10 protein-coding genes and 3 pseudogenes are annotated in these 16,292 nt (G+C 64.7%); 7 read left to right on the top strand and 6 right to left on the bottom strand.

Going from position 1 to position 16,292, the window contains the following annotated elements; translation table 11 throughout:
• Positions 1-70 precede the first annotated feature (70 nt).
• Positions 71-2,473: an EAL domain-containing protein gene (locus ACSKB9_RS09625; protein WP_438072772.1), complete on the top strand. Its 2,403-nt coding sequence runs from the start codon at positions 71-73 to the stop codon at positions 2,471-2,473.
• Positions 2,474-2,552: 79 nt separating this feature from the next.
• Here the strand turns inward: ACSKB9_RS09625 and ACSKB9_RS09620 are convergent, their stop codons facing one another.
• Positions 2,553-2,987 (bottom strand): hypothetical protein, encoded by a 435-nt coding sequence (locus ACSKB9_RS09620; RefSeq protein ID WP_438072770.1) that lies wholly within the window; start codon positions 2,985-2,987, stop codon positions 2,553-2,555.
• A 44-nt stretch (positions 2,988-3,031) separates the two neighbouring features.
• On the opposite strand from ACSKB9_RS09620, the gene ACSKB9_RS09615 reads away from it, so the two are divergent.
• A complete protein-coding gene (locus ACSKB9_RS09615) occupies positions 3,032-3,685 on the top strand; it encodes a hypothetical protein (protein WP_438072768.1) in 654 nt (217 codons plus the stop codon).
• An 18-nt stretch (positions 3,686-3,703) separates the two neighbouring features.
• On the opposite strand, the gene ACSKB9_RS09610 is transcribed toward ACSKB9_RS09615, so the two are convergent.
• A complete protein-coding gene (locus ACSKB9_RS09610; RefSeq protein ID WP_438072767.1) occupies positions 3,704-5,047 on the bottom strand; it encodes a PLP-dependent aminotransferase family protein in 1,344 nt (447 codons plus the stop codon).
• Between the two features lie 255 nt (positions 5,048-5,302).
• Between ACSKB9_RS09610 and ACSKB9_RS09605 the strand changes: the two genes are divergently transcribed.
• Complete coding sequence (locus tag ACSKB9_RS09605) at positions 5,303-5,464, top strand: DUF1127 domain-containing protein (protein ID WP_080583391.1); 162 nt, start codon at positions 5,303-5,305, stop codon at positions 5,462-5,464.
• Positions 5,465-5,731: 267 nt separating this feature from the next.
• On the top strand, positions 5,732-8,272 hold the full coding sequence (locus ACSKB9_RS09600; protein WP_438072765.1) for a sensor domain-containing protein: 2,541 nt from the start codon (positions 5,732-5,734) through the stop codon (positions 8,270-8,272).
• Between the two features lie 124 nt (positions 8,273-8,396).
• Here the strand turns inward: ACSKB9_RS09600 and ACSKB9_RS09595 are convergent.
• Together ACSKB9_RS09595 and ACSKB9_RS09590 are read right to left on the bottom strand one after the other, a co-directional pair.
• Positions 8,397-10,036: pseudogene (locus tag ACSKB9_RS09595) on the bottom strand (arylsulfatase).
• Between the two features lie 13 nt (positions 10,037-10,049).
• On the bottom strand, positions 10,050-11,048 hold the full coding sequence (locus tag ACSKB9_RS09590) for a formylglycine-generating enzyme family protein (RefSeq protein ID WP_438072763.1): 999 nt from the start codon (positions 11,046-11,048) through the stop codon (positions 10,050-10,052).
• Between the two features lie 406 nt (positions 11,049-11,454).
• On the opposite strand from ACSKB9_RS09590, the gene ACSKB9_RS09585 reads away from it, so the two are divergent.
• Both ACSKB9_RS09585 and ACSKB9_RS09580 read left to right on the top strand, forming a co-directional pair.
• On the top strand, positions 11,455-12,546 hold the full coding sequence (locus tag ACSKB9_RS09585) for a SphA family protein (protein ID WP_438072761.1): 1,092 nt from the start codon (positions 11,455-11,457) through the stop codon (positions 12,544-12,546).
• Between the two features lie 650 nt (positions 12,547-13,196).
• Positions 13,197-13,328 (top strand): annotated as a pseudogene (locus ACSKB9_RS09580) (IS5/IS1182 family transposase); the annotation flags it as partial.
• Positions 13,329-13,551: 223 nt separating this feature from the next.
• Here the strand turns inward: ACSKB9_RS09580 and ACSKB9_RS09575 are convergent.
• Both ACSKB9_RS09575 and ACSKB9_RS09570 read right to left on the bottom strand, forming a co-directional pair.
• A complete protein-coding gene (locus tag ACSKB9_RS09575; protein ID WP_016840840.1) occupies positions 13,552-13,977 on the bottom strand; it encodes a universal stress protein in 426 nt (141 codons plus the stop codon).
• Positions 13,978-14,134: 157 nt separating this feature from the next.
• Positions 14,135-14,676 (bottom strand): annotated as a pseudogene (locus tag ACSKB9_RS09570) (SixA phosphatase family protein).
• A 95-nt stretch (positions 14,677-14,771) separates the two neighbouring features.
• Here ACSKB9_RS09570 and ACSKB9_RS09565 point away from each other — a divergent pair.
• The gene (locus tag ACSKB9_RS09565; RefSeq protein ID WP_438072759.1) at positions 14,772-16,268 is read left to right on the top strand and encodes an NAD(P)/FAD-dependent oxidoreductase; all 1,497 of its coding nucleotides are present in this window, start codon (positions 14,772-14,774) and stop codon (positions 16,266-16,268) included.
• The last annotated feature ends 24 nt before the right edge of the window (positions 16,269-16,292 follow it).

The following is a 16,292-nucleotide window of genomic DNA, read 5'->3' as shown; positions in this document are numbered from 1 at the left end:
CCTTGCTGCGGTGCGGTTACCGTTCCTACACGAATGCGTCTGTTCTTATAGGTCCATAAAGGGGGCCTATATGTATCGCGTTCTGACTTGTCTCACTTTGGAACATGACTGGCGGTTGGTCGTCCTCGGCGGGGTGATCTGCCTGCTCGCCAGCGCCGTCGCGATCAGCCTGTTTCACCGTGCCCGCGCTGCGCAGGGGCGGGCCCGCGAGATCTGGATCGGCCTCGATGCGGCGGTCGGCGGTTGCGGTATCTGGGCCACCCATTTCGTTGCCATGCTGGCGTACGATCCCGGCATCGAGGCCGGGTACAACATTCCCATCACGCTACTGTCGCTGGTGCTCGCGGTTGCGATCCTGGCGGTCGGATTGGCCGTCGCCACGCTCGATGGACGCTGGCAGACGGTTGCGGCCGGTGGCGCGATCGTCGGCGCCGGTGTCGCGGCGATGCATTACACCGGCATGCTCGGGCTGGAGCTGCCCGCGCGCATCGTCTGGTCGCCCGGCATCGTCGCCTCGTCGATCGCGTTCGGAAGCCTGTTCGGCGCGCTCGCGCTCGTCGTTGCGACGCGTGGCGAACGTTTCGGCACCACCGCCGCCGCGACCGGTCTTCTGACCGTCGCGATCGTCTCGCATCATTTCACCGCGATGGGCGCGGTGACGCTCGTCCCGGATCCGACGATCGTGTCCGGCGGACTTACGGTCTCGCCGCGCGTGCTCTCGTTCATGACCGCCGTTGCGGCCTTCGCGATCCTCGGCCTCTCGCTGATCGCCTCGATCCTCGACCGTCGCGCCAAGACCGAGCTTCACAAGCAGAAGATGGTGCTGGATACCGCCCTCGAGAACATGTCGCAGGGGCTGTGCATGTTCGATGCCGACGGCCGCATCATGCTGTTCAACGAGCGCTACAGCGAGATGATGGGGCGCAGTCGCGTGCCGCTGCAGGGACGCCTGCTGATCGACGTCCTGCAGGACCTCCATTCCATCGGCGAGTGGGACGGCGATCCCGAGGAGTTCTGCAATGCTCTCGTCGCCGAGGCAAGGGCCGGCCACAGCGCGACGCGGATCGTCAGCCGCAACGAGCGCGCGATCCGTGTCGTCGACCAGCCGATGAAGGGCGGCGGCTGGGTCGCGACCTTCGAGGACATCACCGAATGGCAGCAGGCCCAGGAACAGATTTCGCACATGGCGCGGCATGACGCGCTGACCAATTTGCCGAACCGGACGCTGTTCCGCGAGCAGCTCGAGAAGGCCTCGAGACTGGCCAAGCGTTCCGACCAGCTGGCCGTGCTCTGTCTCGATCTCGATCATTTCAAGGAAATCAACGACACGCTCGGACATCCGATCGGCGACGCGCTGCTGCGCGAAGTCGCGCGCCGGCTGGGCCAATGCGTCACCGAGCACGACACCGTGGCGCGGCTCGGCGGCGACGAATTCGCCATCGTGCAGTTCTGCAGCAATTGCGAGCCGTCCGTCGTGTCGTCGCTGGCAAGTCTCGTGGTCGAGCGGATCGCTGCGCCCTACGAGATCGGCGGCCATCAGCTCGTGATCGGCGTCAGCATCGGCATCTCGCTCGCGCCCGAGGACGGCAAGGATCCCGACGAATTGCTGCAAAAGGCCGATCTTGCGCTGTACCGCGCCAAGGCCGACGGCCGCGGCACCTATCGCTTCTTCGAGACCGGGATGGATGCGCGTGCGCAGGCGCGGCGCCTGCTGGAGCGCGACCTGCGGCTCGCGCTCGAGCATGACGAGTTCGAGGTCTACTACCAGCCGATCCGCGATGTCGCGGGCGATCGGATCGTCGCCTTCGAGGCGCTGGCGCGCTGGAACCATTCGTTGCGTGGCCTGATCGCGCCGAACAATTTCATTCCTGTCGCCGAGGAGACCGGGCTGATCGTTCCGCTTGGCGAGATCGTGCTGCGCAAGGCCTGCACGGATGCCGCGGGCTGGCCCGAGGCTGTCGCGGTTGCCGTCAATCTCTCGCCGGTGCAGTTCAAGAACCCGAACCTGGTGTCATCGGTGAAGGCGGCGCTGGAAGCATCCGGCCTGTCGGCGGACCGGCTTGAGCTCGAGATCACCGAATCGGTGCTGCTGCAGAACAGCGAGGCGACGCTCGCGGTGCTGCATGAGCTGCGCGGCTTCGGCGTCCGCATCTCGCTGGACGATTTCGGCACCGGCTATTCCTCGCTGAGCTATCTGCGCAGCTTCCCGTTCGACAAGATCAAGATCGACCGGTCTTTCGTCACCGACCTTGCGACACGCGAGGACTCGATGGCGATCGTGCGCGCGGTCACCGGCCTCGGCAAGAGCCTCGGCATCGTCACGACAGCCGAAGGGGTCGAGACCGCTACCCAGTTCGACCTGCTGCGTCGGGAGGGCTGCACGCAGGCGCAGGGCTATCTGTTCAGCCCGCCGCGACCGGCAGCCGACGTCGCCAAGATGTTGCGTCGGGTGCCGGAACGTTCGGTCGCCTGAGTTGGAAGGCCGGAGAGCTGGATTCTGGTTTGGACGCGTTTTCATCACGCGAACCGCGTCCACTTCGCTCGAAAACGCTCTAGCTCTTGCGCAGGGCAAAATAGGCGCCGCAGAACGCCATCAATGCGCCGAGGCACAGGGCGGCAAGGCCCGCGAGCACGGCGGAAATTGTCGAGACCGTGCTCGGCGCCGACGCCGCCTGGCCGGCGCCGGCCAGCATCAGCACGCCGACGATGATCAGGAAGTTGCGCATCCGTTGCGGGATCTGGCCGGCCACCGCGCTGTGCATCAGATTGGCGGTGAAGTAGCCGCCCGAAAATCCGACGCTCGCGATCAGCCACCACGCGATCGCCGCACCCGCCGGCATGAACTCATGGCTGTCGGAACGCCACAGGCCGCCGAGGTCGAGCCCGTAACGCGCGCCGAGCATGTGCACGGCAAGCGCCAGCAGCACGCCGGATATCATCGCGCCGCCGAGGATGAGGTAGCGCGGAAAATAGGTCGTCTCGGGCATGGCTCGCTTGTAGGATAGCCGTGACGTTCCGCGCAAGCGCGCGGATGGATTTGGACGGGTGGAACGGCGGCTTGCCAACAACGTTGCAGGATCGATCGGAGGCAGGCGAGGGCTCGCCGCTGCGCTACGCCTACAAGGCCTCCTTGATCGGTTCGGCGCACCAGTTCGAGCTGACCGAGGACGGGCTGGCGTGGCGGATCGCCGGCAGGTCGGGCGTGTGGGATTACACCGACATCTCCGTCGTGAAGCTGTCCTATCGCCCGGTCTCGATGCAGCAGCAGCGGTTTCGCGCCGACATCGATAACGCCAAGGGCGGGCGGATCGCGATCCTCTCGACCACCTGGCAGACCGCGACGCTGGTGGCGCCGCAGGGCCATCTCTACCGCGACTTCATCGTCGAGCTGCATCGCCGGATGCAGGCGGCGGGTAGCAACGCCAGGCTGGTCGGAGGCCTCGGGCCGAAGACATACACCGCCGCGCTGGCGCTGCTGGCCTGCCTTGCGGTGGCAATGATCGGATTGCTGCTGACGGCGCTGCTGACCTCGAACTGGATGGGCGCGCTGTTCCTGGTCGGCTTTGCGGCGCTGTTCACCTGGCAGGTCGGCGGCTTCGTCACGCGCAACCGGCCGCGGCGCTACAGCTTCGATCAATTGCCCGATGCGCTGCTGCCGAAGGCGGTTCGCAATCAAGCCCGATGACGTGCGACGGCGTCGCACTCACTCCGTCGAGTCAAAATCCTCTTCGGTCGCGCTCAGCATGCCTGCCAGCGTGCGCAGGCCGAGGTCGAGTTGCTCCATCGGCGGCGCGGCCAGCGCGAGTCGCACCGCATTGGGAGCATGGCCCGGTGTGGCTGCGAAGGTGGTCGACGGCGTCAGCGCGATGTCGCGGCGCGCCGCGGCCGCGACCAGGGTCTGCGAGCGCCAGTGCGGCGGCAGCGTGAGCCAGAGATGATAGGACTTCGGGTTGGTCTGGATCTCGAAATCGGCCAGATGCTTCGCCGCCAGCTGCTGGCGGCGGCCGGCGTCGATCCGTTTCAGCCGTGACAATTCGGCGGCGGTGCCGTCGGCCATCAGCCGCTGCCCCGCGGCGAAGGCGTAGCCCGACGCGGTCCAGCCGCCCGAGCGCACCGCGGCCATGATGCTCTCGCGCAGCCGCGGCGGCGACACGATGAAGCCGAGCGCGAGGCCCGGCGCGACCTTCTTCGACAGGCTGTCGAGCACGATGCAGCTGTCGGGCGCGAGCGCGGCGAGCGGCGCCTCATCGTCGAGGAATCCGTAGACGCCGTCCTCGATGACGATGAGGCCGAGCTTCTCCACCACGCGCAACAGCTCGGCGCGGCGCTCGGCCGGCATGGTGATGCTGAGCGGGTTCTGGATCGTGGGCTGGACGTAGATCGCGGACAGGTGCGCCTCGCGATGCGCCTTCTGCACCGCATCCGGTCGCACGCCGTGTTCGTCCATCGCGAGCGGCACCAGCGAGATGCCGAGCCGCGCCGCGATGCCCTTGACGAACGGGTAGGTCAGCGCCTCGACGCCGCAGCGTCCGCCGGGTGGCACCACGGCGGCGAGCGCGGCGGCGATGCATTGCCGGCCATTGGCGGTGAACACGATCTGGTCGGGATTTGGCGTCCAGCTTTTGCGCGCCAGAAATTCCGAGGAGATGGTGCGTGCCGCCCGCGTGCCAAAGCTGGTCGCCGGCCGCAGCGCGCCCTCGAGCACCTCGGGCCGCTCCAGTCCTTCGAGGCTCTTGGCGATCATCGTCGCCTGGTGCGGCAGCAGCGGATAGTTGAACTCAAGGTCGATGCGGGCGCCGCGCGGCTCGGTCGGGGCCGTGATGCCGCGGCGTGCCTCGCCGGACACGAAAGTGCCGCGGCCGACTTCACCGACTACCAACCCGCGCCGCAACAGTTCGGTGTAGACCCGGCTCGCCGTCGAGACGGCGATGTTGCGGTCATAGGCGAAATGACGCTGCGGCGGCAGCCGGTCGCCCGCCTTCAGCGCGCCGCTGGCGATCTCGGCGGCCACCGCATCCGCCAGCTTCAGATATTCGAACCTCGACATTATTGCACCGAGAGCAATGTTTTACTTGCTCCGAGCAATGTACCGGATCATTTAGGAGGGAACAAGCCCATGATTGCACCGAGGAGCGCGCAAGCAATCCGAGGTCCCCACGACGCAAGCGCTGAAATGGCGTTTGCGTCAATGGCGTAGCTTTGTCCATGGGCAGCGAAGGAGATGATAATGTCAGCGATATCCTCAGCCGCTGCAGTGCCCGCGCGGCCTGGTACATTAGGCGGATTGCTCCGATTGCTCCGAGTGTGGGGCGATGCACTCGCGACCTATTGGGTGCGCCGCGAGGCGATCAAGACGCTGCGCCAGCTCGATGACCGGGCGCTGCGTGATATCGGACTCTCGCGCTGCCAGATCGAGACCGCCGTCACCGGCGACTTCGACCTTGAGCTGGTGCGGATCCGTTAAGATGCCGGTGCTGCGCTAATGCATGATCCGGAAAAGTGCGAAGCGGTTTTCCAAAAAGGTCATGCTCAAACAAAGAGCTAAAGCGCGATGACAATTCAACCCAATCACGTCGCGCCTTAGGGCCGGGCGCCGACTGCCGGTTGCAGAATTCACCGAAACTACACCAAAGAAGCGGAAGAGCCCCGGCTCGTCACCGCCGTCGCTCCAAGGTTGTGACGCTCTATGCTAGCCTGTTAGCTGCGTACGCTAGCGTTGAGTTGGGGACCGATGGCCGCTCGCAAATTGTCGCAAGGGCAGGCCCCGACCCGGGAAGCGCGTCGCCGCTGGCATGAGGAGCGATCGCTGCGCTGTGCGATCCGGTTGGCCCGCATGGGCTACTGGGAGTCGCAGAGTGCCGCCGCGACCGATCTCTGGATATCGCCCGAGCTCGCCGCATTCTACGAATTCGACACAGCCGACGGCTACATCCCCATCGCCACGGTGCGCGAGCGCTATCTGCCTGAAAGCCGGAAGCTCCTGGAGGCGCATTACGCGGCCTGCTGGGCGGAGGGGCGGCCCTATGCGGTGCGGACGAGGCTCCGCAGTTCCGATGGCAGCCTGCTCGACTGCGTGGTGCACGGCGAGCCGGAATTCGACGCGGACGGCCAGGTTCGACGCGTGTCCGGCATCGTCCGCGACGTCACGGAGGAGACCTCCGCGCTGCGGCGCCTGGCGGAGAGCGAGCAACGGCTGGCCGATTTCGTCAGCACCGCCTCGGACTGGTGCTGGGAGAGCGACGCCGAGCATCGGCTGCTGCCCTATCCCAAATCGCTTGCCGGCAATGCGGCGTTCCAGACGGTGGCCGCTGGCAGGAAGGCGCGCTGGGAACTGACTTATGCGCCCGAGGATGGCGAGGCGATGGCGCGGCACCGGGCCGATATGGAGGCCCATCGCCCTTTTCGCGACTTCACCTATACGCTGATCGGCAAGGACGGCTCGCGCGTCAGTATCTGCACCAGCGGCAAGCCCATCTTCGCCGATGACGGCAGCTTTCTCGGCTATCGCGGCACCTCCAGCGACATCACCCAGCTCAGGGCGGCCAAGGCGCTGCTCGACCAGCGCACGCGGGCGCTGGAGGAGGCCCACCGCCTCGGCAAGATCGGCACCTGGAGCTTCCGGCTGGACAGCGGCCGCCCGATCTGGGCGCCCGAACTCTACCAGCTCCTCGGCTTGCCCGACACGTTCGAGCCGACCGACGAGAACATGGGACCCTATTTCCTGGACGGCGACGCCGACCGCTTCCGGGATGTGCAGAAACGGGTGCTGCGCACCCGCCGGACCGAGGCCACCGACCTGCGCATCCTGCACGCGGACGGCATGCCCCGCGATCTGGCTGTGATCTGCAAGGCGGAGGTTGCCCACGACAAGGTCATCGGCATCGTCGGTACCGTGCAGGACGTCACCGAGCGCAAGGAAGCCGAGCGCCAGCTCGAGCAGCTCGCCTACAGCGATCCATTGACCGGCCTTGCCAATCGCGCGCTGTTCACGCGCCAGCTCGCCGCCCTGACCGAAGGCTGCTCCCAGGGAGGCCGGACTGGTGCGCTGCTGCTCATCGACCTCGATCGCTTCAAGGAGGTCGATGATTCCCTCGGCCATGCCGCCGGTGACGAATTGCTGATCAAGGTGGCGGCTGCGTTGCGGCAGGACTTGGGGCCGCGCGCCTTCATCGCCCGGCTCGGCGGCGACGAATTCGCTGTGCTGGCGGACGGATGCGACACGTCCGACGCCGCGCTGACCGGGCTTGCCGATCGGCTCGTCGGCAAACTGTCCGGCCCCGTCGATCTCGCCGAGGGCGAGGCCTCGGTCGGCGCCACCATCGGCATCGCCCGCTTGCCGGAGCACGGCGCGACGGCTGAGACCGCCGTGCGCAACGCGGACCTCGCGCTCTACATGGCCAAGGAGGCCGGGCGCGGCCGGGCGCAACTGTTCGAGCCGGTCTATGCGCAGGCGGTCGATGAAAGGCTCGATCTCGGCCGCCATCTGCGCCACGCCGTGGAGGCCGGCGCCCTCGAGGCCCATTACCAGCCGCAGGTGGATCTGAAGACCGGCCGCGTCACCGGTTTCGAGGCGCTGCTGCGCTGGACCCATCCCGAGCGCGGGCCGATCTCGCCGGCGGAGTTCATCCCGATCGCCGAAAGCTCCGGCCTCATCGTCGACCTCGGCCTGTGGGTGCTGCGCGAAGCCTGCCGGCAGGGCCGCGCCTGGCTGGATGCCGGGATGCCGCCGCGCTCCATCTCGGTCAATGTCTCGCCGGCGCAGATCTGGAGCGTGGATTTCGAGACCGCGGTCTCGGCCATCCTGGCAGAGACCGGCTTTCCGGCGGAGCTGCTCTGCCTGGAGCTGACCGAAAGCCTGTTCGTGGATCATACCGAGCAACGGATCAGTCGCACGCTGACGGCGCTGTCCGGCTTGGGCGCTCGGCTGGCGCTGGACGATTTCGGCTCGGGCTATTCCTCGCTCGGCTACCTGACGCGCCTTCCTTTCGACTGCCTGAAAGTGGACCGCGCCTTCGTGGATGGCATTTCCACCGCGCCGGAGAAGCGCAAGCTGCTCGGCGGCATCATCGCCCTGTCGCACGGGCTCGGCATGACGGTCGTGGCGGAGGGCGCCGAATTGTCCGCCGAACTGGACGTGCTCGGCGGGCTCGATTGCGATTTGGTGCAGGGCTTCGTGTTTTCCCCGCCCATCGCCGCCGACAAGGCGCCGCTGGTCGCCGCCAGTATCGAGCGCGAGGTGCGTCGGATGCAGCCGCAACGGAATCGCCTCTAGGCGAACACCGCTCTTGGCCCGCTCCACTCCCGGAAGCGGATTTCGGTAAACCGACCTGCGATATCGAAAGGCTGAAGGAGACGGTGTTGGGCGGCATGGACGCCGCCCAACACGATCATGAATCTCATTTTGCCATTGCCGTCCTGGCGGCCTCGATTTTCGCCTTCACGGCATCGAGGTTGAAGCTCGCGCCCTTCTGCATCGGCGGAAACTCGACTGCGGTCATGGCCAGCTTCTCGACCTCCTGTTGAACGAACACGAAGCGCCAGAACTCATATTTGAACCAGTCGAAGTACTGTTGCGCGCCGTATTTGGTCCCGCTGTCGGGCCAGCCCGTTCGCTCGAACGGATCCAGACGGAGGTTGATCAGGTAGGGGACGTCAACCTTGGCTTTTTCGCCCAGCCAGCCACCGGGCTGGTCGATGAAACGATACTTGTAGTCGTCGATGCGCACGGCCCCCAGCTCGCTCTCGCCGAAGTACCAGATTTCGTGTCGGTTCGACGGACCCTTGCCGGTGATCATGTCCATCTGATTATAGCCATCTAGATGGCACTTGTAGTTGCGATCCCCGATTTGCTTGCCCTTCTTCAGTTGCTCGACAATATCAGGGTTGCCGGCAGCCGCCAGCAGGGTCGGGAACCAGTCCAGACCGGAGATGATGCCGTTCTCGACCTTGCCCGCCGGCACCTTGCCCGGCCAGCGGATCATCGCCGGCGCGCGGAAGCCGCCTTCCATGACCGTACCTTTGCTCTGCGCGAAAGGCGTCTGTCCGCCATCCGGCCAAGTGAAGACCTCGGTGCCGTTATCCGTGGTGAAGATGACAATGGTGTTGTCATCCACGCCCATGTCCTTGAGTTTTTTCATGACGAGGCCGACATCGTCGTCGAGCTGCGCCATGCCGGCTTCATGAATCGACCACCGTTCTTGGAGTTGCGCATCGCCTGGTACTTCGGCGACAAATGCGTGACGATGTGCATGCGGGTCGGATTGAGCCACAAGAAGAACGGCTTGTTATCGGCCTTGGCCCTTTCAATGAACGACAAGGCGAAGTCTCGGATCTCATCGTCCACCGTCTCCATCCGCTTGGGATAGAGCGTTCCGGCGTCTTCAATCCTCTGCTTGCCGACCTTGCCCCAGCGGGGATCCACGGTGGCGTCGTCCACATTGGTCGCCCACGAATGGATCATGTTGCGCGGGCCGACCTTGTTCAACAGCTCCTGCGGATAAGCAGGGTGGGCCGGATCTTCCATCGCGTCGAGGTGATACAAATAGCCGAAGAACTCGTCGAAGCCGTGCACGGTCGGCAGAAATTCGTTCTTGTCGCCAAGGTGGTTCTTGCCGAATTGGCCGGTGGCATAGCCCATGCCCTTGAGCGCGGTGGCAATGGTCACTGCCTCCGCCGGCAAGCCTGTGGGGGCGCCGGCCTGGCCGACCGTTGTCATGCCGGTGCGGATCGGCAGCTCGCCGGTGATGAAGTTGGCGCGGCCTGCGGTGCAACTCGCCTCGGCGTAATAATCGGTAAACAGCATGCCTTCTGCGGCGATCTTGTCGAGGTTCGGCGTCCGGCCGGCCATCATGCCACGATGGTAAGCACCGATATTCCAGATGCCGATGTCGTCCCCCATGATGACGACGATATTGGGCCGCTGTCCGCTCGGTGTCTGCTGCGCTTGGGCCAGTGCCTTTTCGACCGATGCGGCGGCGCCTAATGCGGATGCCGCCGCCAGGCTTGTCGTCGCGAGCAAAACATTTCGACGGCTCATATCGCGTGAGGCGTTATCCTTGTCGTCGCTCATCACTTGCTCCCTTCCTTATGATGCATCGAAAGCCAACATGGCTCGTGGACGTATCCACCGCTTCCGCATGGCGCGCAGCCGGGCGATAGCGACGGCAGTAATTCGGCGCGCAGAGATGCGAGCCGCCTTTGAGAACCTTGCGGGAAATCTTGATCTTGGGCAGAGACGGGTCGTGGCTGTCTTGCTCTCGCCCGCCGCGTGGATCGTGAGGAACGCAGCACGCCTTGGCCGCGTCGGGCGCATGCCTGGTGGACCACCAATCGGTGGTCCACTCCCAGACGTTGCCGATCATGTCATGAAGGCCGTAGCCATTCGGCGGGAACGCCGTCACCGGCGAGGTGCGCGTGTGACCATCGTCGCTGAGATTCTGGTATGGAAAAACACCTTGCCAGGTATTCGCCATTGGCCTGCCGGCGGGCATCAGCTCGTCGCCCCAGGCGAACTCGGCTCCGTCGAGGCCGCCGCGCGCGGCAAACTCCCATTCGGCTTCGGTCGGCAAGTCCTTGCCAGCCCACGCCGCGTAGGCCTCGGCATCACGATAAGCAATGTGGACCACGGGATGATCGTCGAGGCCGCTGATCGAACTGCGGGGGCCGTACGGCCGGCGCCAGTTGGCGCCAAATTTGAAACGCCACCATTGCGACCAGTCGCGCAAATCGACCGGACGCTTCGGTGGCGTGAAAACCAGCGACCCTGCCTTGAGCATGTGCGGCAGCGCGCCGGGATAGTCCTTTGCGTCAGGCCGCGTCTCCGCTGACGTCACGTAGCCGGTTGCGTTGACGAACTTGCGAAAATCGCGATTGGTGACCGGCGTCCGGTCCATCCAGAAGCCGCTCACCGAGACGCGATGGACCGGCGCCTCTTCGGCATAGTGGCTGTCGGAGCCCATGCGGAACGTGCCGCCCGGAATCCAGGCCATACCCCCCTCACTGGGCCCATCCGACAAAGGTACGCCTGCCGCAACGCCAACGTCGTGCATGGGCTACTCGCAGTGAACGAGTTTCAAAATTACGAGCGTCGCCCCAGGAATCTCTCTCTCTCGGCAGCTTTTTAGCGCCAATTCTTCCGGGGAGGAGCGCGGCTTAACACCTTAGTCAGTCAACATGACAATCGAACATCTGAAGCGGTGGTACGTTCGCAGCGGCACAACCTTCTTCTATTGATCTAGATCAATCGAGCCAGGCCGCCTCTTCCTTGCCGAGAGCCCCTGACGACTATGCAAAAAGTGCCAGGGTTGTGGCGTTATGGACACAACCTTCCACTAAACCTCCGGCTGAACTCAACTCTGCCGAATTCGCGTGGACGAACGGCGGCGTCAGCTTATTCTTTCCGAGTTTCTACCCCGCCGGAGCAATGGTGGGATCGCGAGAGTCGGGGAATCGGCGATGCGGCACTTTAAACTGAATCTGGGACGCAGATTTTTTTCGCAGTGGCATTTGAGTGTTGGGGTGCTTGCCGCTCTGCTGGTGCTTTCCACCCAAGCGGCCCGTGCCGATGAAAATGGCATCAGCTTTTGGCTGCCCGGATTTTTTGGCAGCCTCGCGGCTGTTCCTCAGCAGGCGCCGGGCTGGTCGGTGACCTCGGTTTATTATCACACCTCTGTTTCCGCCGGCGGCGACGTGGCGCGGTCGCGCGAAATCACGCTTGGTCGCTTTCCCGCGAATCTGACGGCCAACGTCAACGCGAGCGTCAATGCGAATGTAAATCTTGGACTTGTCGCCGGGACCTACACCTTTGCAACGCCGGTGCTGGGCGGTCAGGCCTCTGCCAGCCTGTTGGCGACCTACGGCTCCAACTCCACGTCGCTGGCGGGATCGCTCGTTGGGACATTGACGGGACCGGGCGGCGGCACGTTCCCCTTCTCCCGGTTTGACAGCATCGACAGCTCGCTCATCGCATTCGGCGACCTGATCCCGCAGTTCGCGCTGCGCTGGAATGCCGGTGTCAACAATTACATGACGTACGTTACCGCCGACCTTCCGGTCGGCGCCTACCAGTCGGGCCGCCTTGCGAATCTGGGGCTTGGGCACTGGGCAGTCGACGCAGGCGGCGGCTACACCTATTTCGATCCAAAGACCGGGCACGAATTTTCGACGGTGCTGGGATTCACGTACAACTTCGTCAACCCCTCCACCCAATATCAAAGCGGCGTCGACATGCACCTCGACTGGGGCGCATCGCAATTCCTGACCAAGCAGTGGCAGGTCGGCCTCGTCGGTTACCTCTATCAGCAGCTCGGCTGCGACAGCGGCTCCGGCGATCGCGTCGGCTGCTTCCGGTCGCGCGTGGCCGGTGTCGGCCCGCAGGTCGGCTACATTTTTCCGGTCGGAGACATGCAGGGATATCTGAACCTGAAGGGCTACGGCGAATTCGCCAATGAAAATCGGCCAGCAGGCTGGAACGTCTGGCTGACGTTCAATCTTCAGCCCGCGGCGCCAACGCCGCCGACATCAACAAGGCCCAGATTCACGAAATAGCAATAGCGGTGACGCTGCCACCGGTGCCGTGCTGAAGGCTCAATCTGGCGCGGCGGTAGCGACGCAATCAGCCAATGGATACTCCGCGAGCGTGCGGACATGTCGGGGTTGGGGCCAAAACAGGGACATCAACAGGACGATGCCAGAGTCATGGCAGCTTGTCGGCGGCCATGGCCTGATGCACTTTTTCGCTTTGCGTTGATCCCGGGGCTTCAAACCCGATTCACTGTCCCGGCCATAACGCCGATAAACGATCCGGTGAAGAAAGAGGCACTAAGCACCATTAGACTGCCCGTCACGGAGAGAACAAACTTGTCTTGAACAAAATGAAGTACGATCCACCCCAGCAGCAGGCAAATTAGCCCGCAGCCTGCCGGCCAAATCGCACGCCGCCGAACTGCGAGCCGCTGGGCCGGGCCAAGCAGCTCAGAGTTCCGTGATAGATTCAGGATCGACGAAACGATACCTCGAAACTCAAGGCTACCACGATCAGACAGGCAGTGAGGAAGTAACCAGACATTACCCTTGGTGCCAACCGTTACCATCTTGAAGGATACAGGCGAGACAATAGCGTGGCTTGATTGCCTCGACCTTAAGGGGATAGCGAACAAACTGCTGTATCGGACCACCTATTCCAAACTCGTCAGCGAAGTCCGCTCAAGTACTGCCGGCGTGTGGCAACGCGCTACGACAAACTCGCTGCCAACTGCCTCGCATTCATCCAACTCGCGTCAATCCGGCTGTGGCTACGCGCTAATGAGTCCACGTCCTGGTTGGATTAAAGCAGGCTGAGATTAGGCTGCGACCGCAAATAGGGCGCGTCCCCTCTCTCGCCTGGGGGCGAGGGGATGTGGGCGCAATTTCGGAATATTAGAAGAATATTCCTGAGTTGCCCGACGTGTCAAGTCGCCTGGTCGAACGCCGGCCGCCGCCGGCTACTTTGCATGGGGTTGTTTTCGATATTTTGGCAGCGCCGCCTGCGGCGACCCCGTAACTCATCCCGCTTTAGTGCCGTACCACCAGCACCGAGCATTTGGCGTAGCGCACCACGTGCCCGGCATTGGAGCCGAGGAAGTAGGTGCGCATCGCCGGCCGGTGCGAGGTCATCACGATCAGGTCGGCCTTCATGGTCGCGGCCTCCTCGAGGATCTCGTGATAGATGCCGCCCTGGCGGACCACGCCCGAGATGCGGGAGGGCGCGATGCCGGATTCGCGCGCGACGATCGCAAGCGCCTCTTCCGACGTTTCGCGCTGCTGGCTGTCGAAATCCGCCGGCACGTATTCGGCGAGCATCACCGGCGTCATCGGCAGCACGTTGAGCAGACGAACCGTCCCGTTCCATGTTTGCGACAATGTTGCAGCGGTTGCGATCGCCGGCTTCGCCAGATCGGTATCGGCGAGGTCGATCGGAACGAGAATGGACTTGTACATCTGCGCCTCCTGTCCGCGATTGGTCTGGAGCCGTTTGGTCCCGGTGCCCGGGACGCGCGCCTTCTTCTTCTTGAAGTCGTTCTGGTATCGACGCGAACCGGTCCCCCTGTCGCGCAGAGGCCAATATAGCATGGCGGCGCGGCGCTGTCCGCTTGCGTCAGCTGCGCGAGGCCTGCTTCAACAGCTTAGGGCTGACGAACAGGACGAGCTTGCCGCGCCGGAACGAGACGTCGTTCCAGTCGTCGGTCGCGAAGTCGAAGACGGCGAGCCCCGAGGTCGGCAGATTGTTGCCGAGCGCGCGCTTTGCGGCCTCGTCGCCGCTGCCGGTCAAGGTCAGCGCGAGCTCGTGCATGCCGGGGTTATGGCCGATTAGCATCAGCCGCTTCGGATCGGTGACCGAAGCCATCCGGATCGCGGTCAGCAATTGCGCCGGATCGGCGCCGTAGAGGTCCGGCACGAATTCGACTTTCGGCGCAGACCCGGCGCCCTTCAGCACCTCGCGCACGATCTCCAGGTCTGCCTGGTGCGGACAGCCGGCGAGACCAGCGCCAGATTGGGCAGGGGTGGATGACGGGCGATCCAGCCGCCGATCTCCGCTGCGTCGCGGTGGCCGCGCTCGTCGAGACGGCGGTCCTGGTCGTGCCCCGAAGGCGCGTCGTGTTCGGTTTTGGCGTGACGCAGCAGCAGCAAACGGCGCATGGACTTCCATTCTCGATTCGGTCAGGTCGAATTAATTCTACAGGCTCATGCCCTGGACAAGGTGACAAGCGCCGCAGCGGTCCGTAAGAAACGCCATGAGCGAGAGTTCCACAAGTGCGGCGGACGGCCCCGATCAGGCGGCCTCGCCGTTCCGCGACCGTCTGGCGTTCGACCTCGACGTCGACATTTGCGTGGTCGGGGCCGGACTGGCCGGCCTGACCGTGGCGCGTGAGGCGGCGCGGCTCGGTGCGAGCGTTGCCGTGCTCGAGGGCCGCCAGATCGGCTGGAACGCCTCCGGTCATCATCTCGGCACCGTGATGCCGGGATTCGGCCTGCCGATATCAGATGTGATCGAGCGCGTCGGCCTCGACGATGCCCGCGAATTGTGGGCGCTATCGAAGGAGGGCGCCGACTATGTCCGCGCCACCGCTACCGAAGATTTGATCCCGGGCATCAAGCCGAGCGATGGCGCGCTGGAAGTCTCCAATGTCGATGTCGGCGAGGCGCTGATCGGCCGTCTGCAGACGCTCGGCGAGGATTTCGCGACCGAGGTCGAGGGCTGGCAGGTCGATCGCGTGCGCAGCGTGCTCAGGACCGGCCGCTATTTCCACGGCATCTATTATCCGAAGGCGTTCCAGATCGATGGCCGCAAATATGTGCACGGCCTCGCCGCGCTGGCGATGCGAGCTGGCGTGCGGATCTTCGAGGAGACGCCGGTCGTCAGCATCGATTTTTCCGGCATCCGCAAACGCATCGTGACGCCGACGGCGCGGCTGCGGGCCAACCATATTGTCCTCGCCGGCAATATCCATCTCGGTGCGCCGTTGAAGCGGCTGTCCGATACGCTGCTGCCGGTGTGGCGCTACGCGGCATTGACCGAGCCGCTCGGGGAGCGGCTGGCCGAGACCATCGCCTTTCCCGGCTCGGTCGTCGACAGCGACGGCATCGACCATTTCCGTGTCGTCGATGGCGATCGGCTGCTGTGGGCCAGCCCCGAAACCACCTGGGACGCACGGCCGGAGCGCCTCAGCTCGGCGGTGCAGCGCCGCGTCGCCACGGTGTTTCCGCAACTCGGCAAGGTTCCGATCGCGGAGATGTTCGGCGGCGCGGTCGGCGTCACCGTGCATGGCATGCCGCAGATCGGCCAGTTGCGCCGGGGCCTGTGGGTGGCGAGCGGCTTCGGCCGGCAGGGACTCAACACTTCGGCGCTCGCCGGGCAGCTGATCGCGCGCAGCATCCTGCGGGGCGACGATCGCTGGCGGCTGTTTTCGCCGTTCGAGTTGGTCTGGGCCGGCGGCACCACCGGCCGCGTCGCCGGTCATTTCGTCAGCCTGTGGGCGAGGGGGGCCGCGTCCGTGGCGGGTGTTCTGGCGCGCTACCGCGAGGGTGCACGTGCGAAGGAACGCGTGCGCGAGGCGCGGCTCGCCGAGGCCGATCTCAGGGCGGGAACCCGGGGACCTGCACCCCGCCGCCCACCCCCGTCGGCCGTCCGGCCGGCGCGTCCGTCCGCGCCCAGGCCGATCGAGGACGGCGAGGCGCCGTATCCGGATGCCTCGCAAGAAAGTGAGCGGATCTCCGACGGGCGGATGTAACGTCCGCCGGCGGGGTTCGTATCT

The sequence above is a fragment of the Bradyrhizobium sp. BR 1433 genome, from assembly GCF_051547665.1.
Classification (GTDB): domain Bacteria; phylum Pseudomonadota; class Alphaproteobacteria; order Rhizobiales; family Xanthobacteraceae; genus Bradyrhizobium; species Bradyrhizobium australafricanum.
Note: the sequence above shows the minus strand (reverse complement) of the source record. Positions and strands in the feature narration are given on the sequence as shown.

Excerpts from the sequence above, each read along its gene's own strand:
- ACSKB9_RS09615 (WP_438072768.1), top strand. The coding sequence starts at position 3,032 with ATGGATTTGGACGGGTGGAACGGCGGCTTGCCAACAACGTTGCAGGAT.
- ACSKB9_RS09625 (WP_438072772.1), top strand. The coding sequence starts at position 71 with ATGTATCGCGTTCTGACTTGTCTCACTTTGGAACATGACTGGCGGTTG.
- ACSKB9_RS09585 (WP_438072761.1), top strand. The coding sequence starts at position 11,455 with ATGCGGCACTTTAAACTGAATCTGGGACGCAGATTTTTTTCGCAGTGG.
- ACSKB9_RS09575 (WP_016840840.1), bottom strand. The coding sequence starts at position 13,977 with ATGTACAAGTCCATTCTCGTTCCGATCGACCTCGCCGATACCGATCTG.
- ACSKB9_RS09600 (WP_438072765.1), top strand. The coding sequence starts at position 5,732 with ATGGCCGCTCGCAAATTGTCGCAAGGGCAGGCCCCGACCCGGGAAGCG.
- ACSKB9_RS09610 (WP_438072767.1), bottom strand. The coding sequence starts at position 5,047 with ATGTCGAGGTTCGAATATCTGAAGCTGGCGGATGCGGTGGCCGCCGAG.
- ACSKB9_RS09590 (WP_438072763.1), bottom strand. The coding sequence starts at position 11,048 with ATGCACGACGTTGGCGTTGCGGCAGGCGTACCTTTGTCGGATGGGCCC.
- ACSKB9_RS09565 (WP_438072759.1), top strand. The coding sequence starts at position 14,772 with ATGAGCGAGAGTTCCACAAGTGCGGCGGACGGCCCCGATCAGGCGGCC.
- ACSKB9_RS09620 (WP_438072770.1), bottom strand. The coding sequence starts at position 2,987 with ATGCCCGAGACGACCTATTTTCCGCGCTACCTCATCCTCGGCGGCGCG.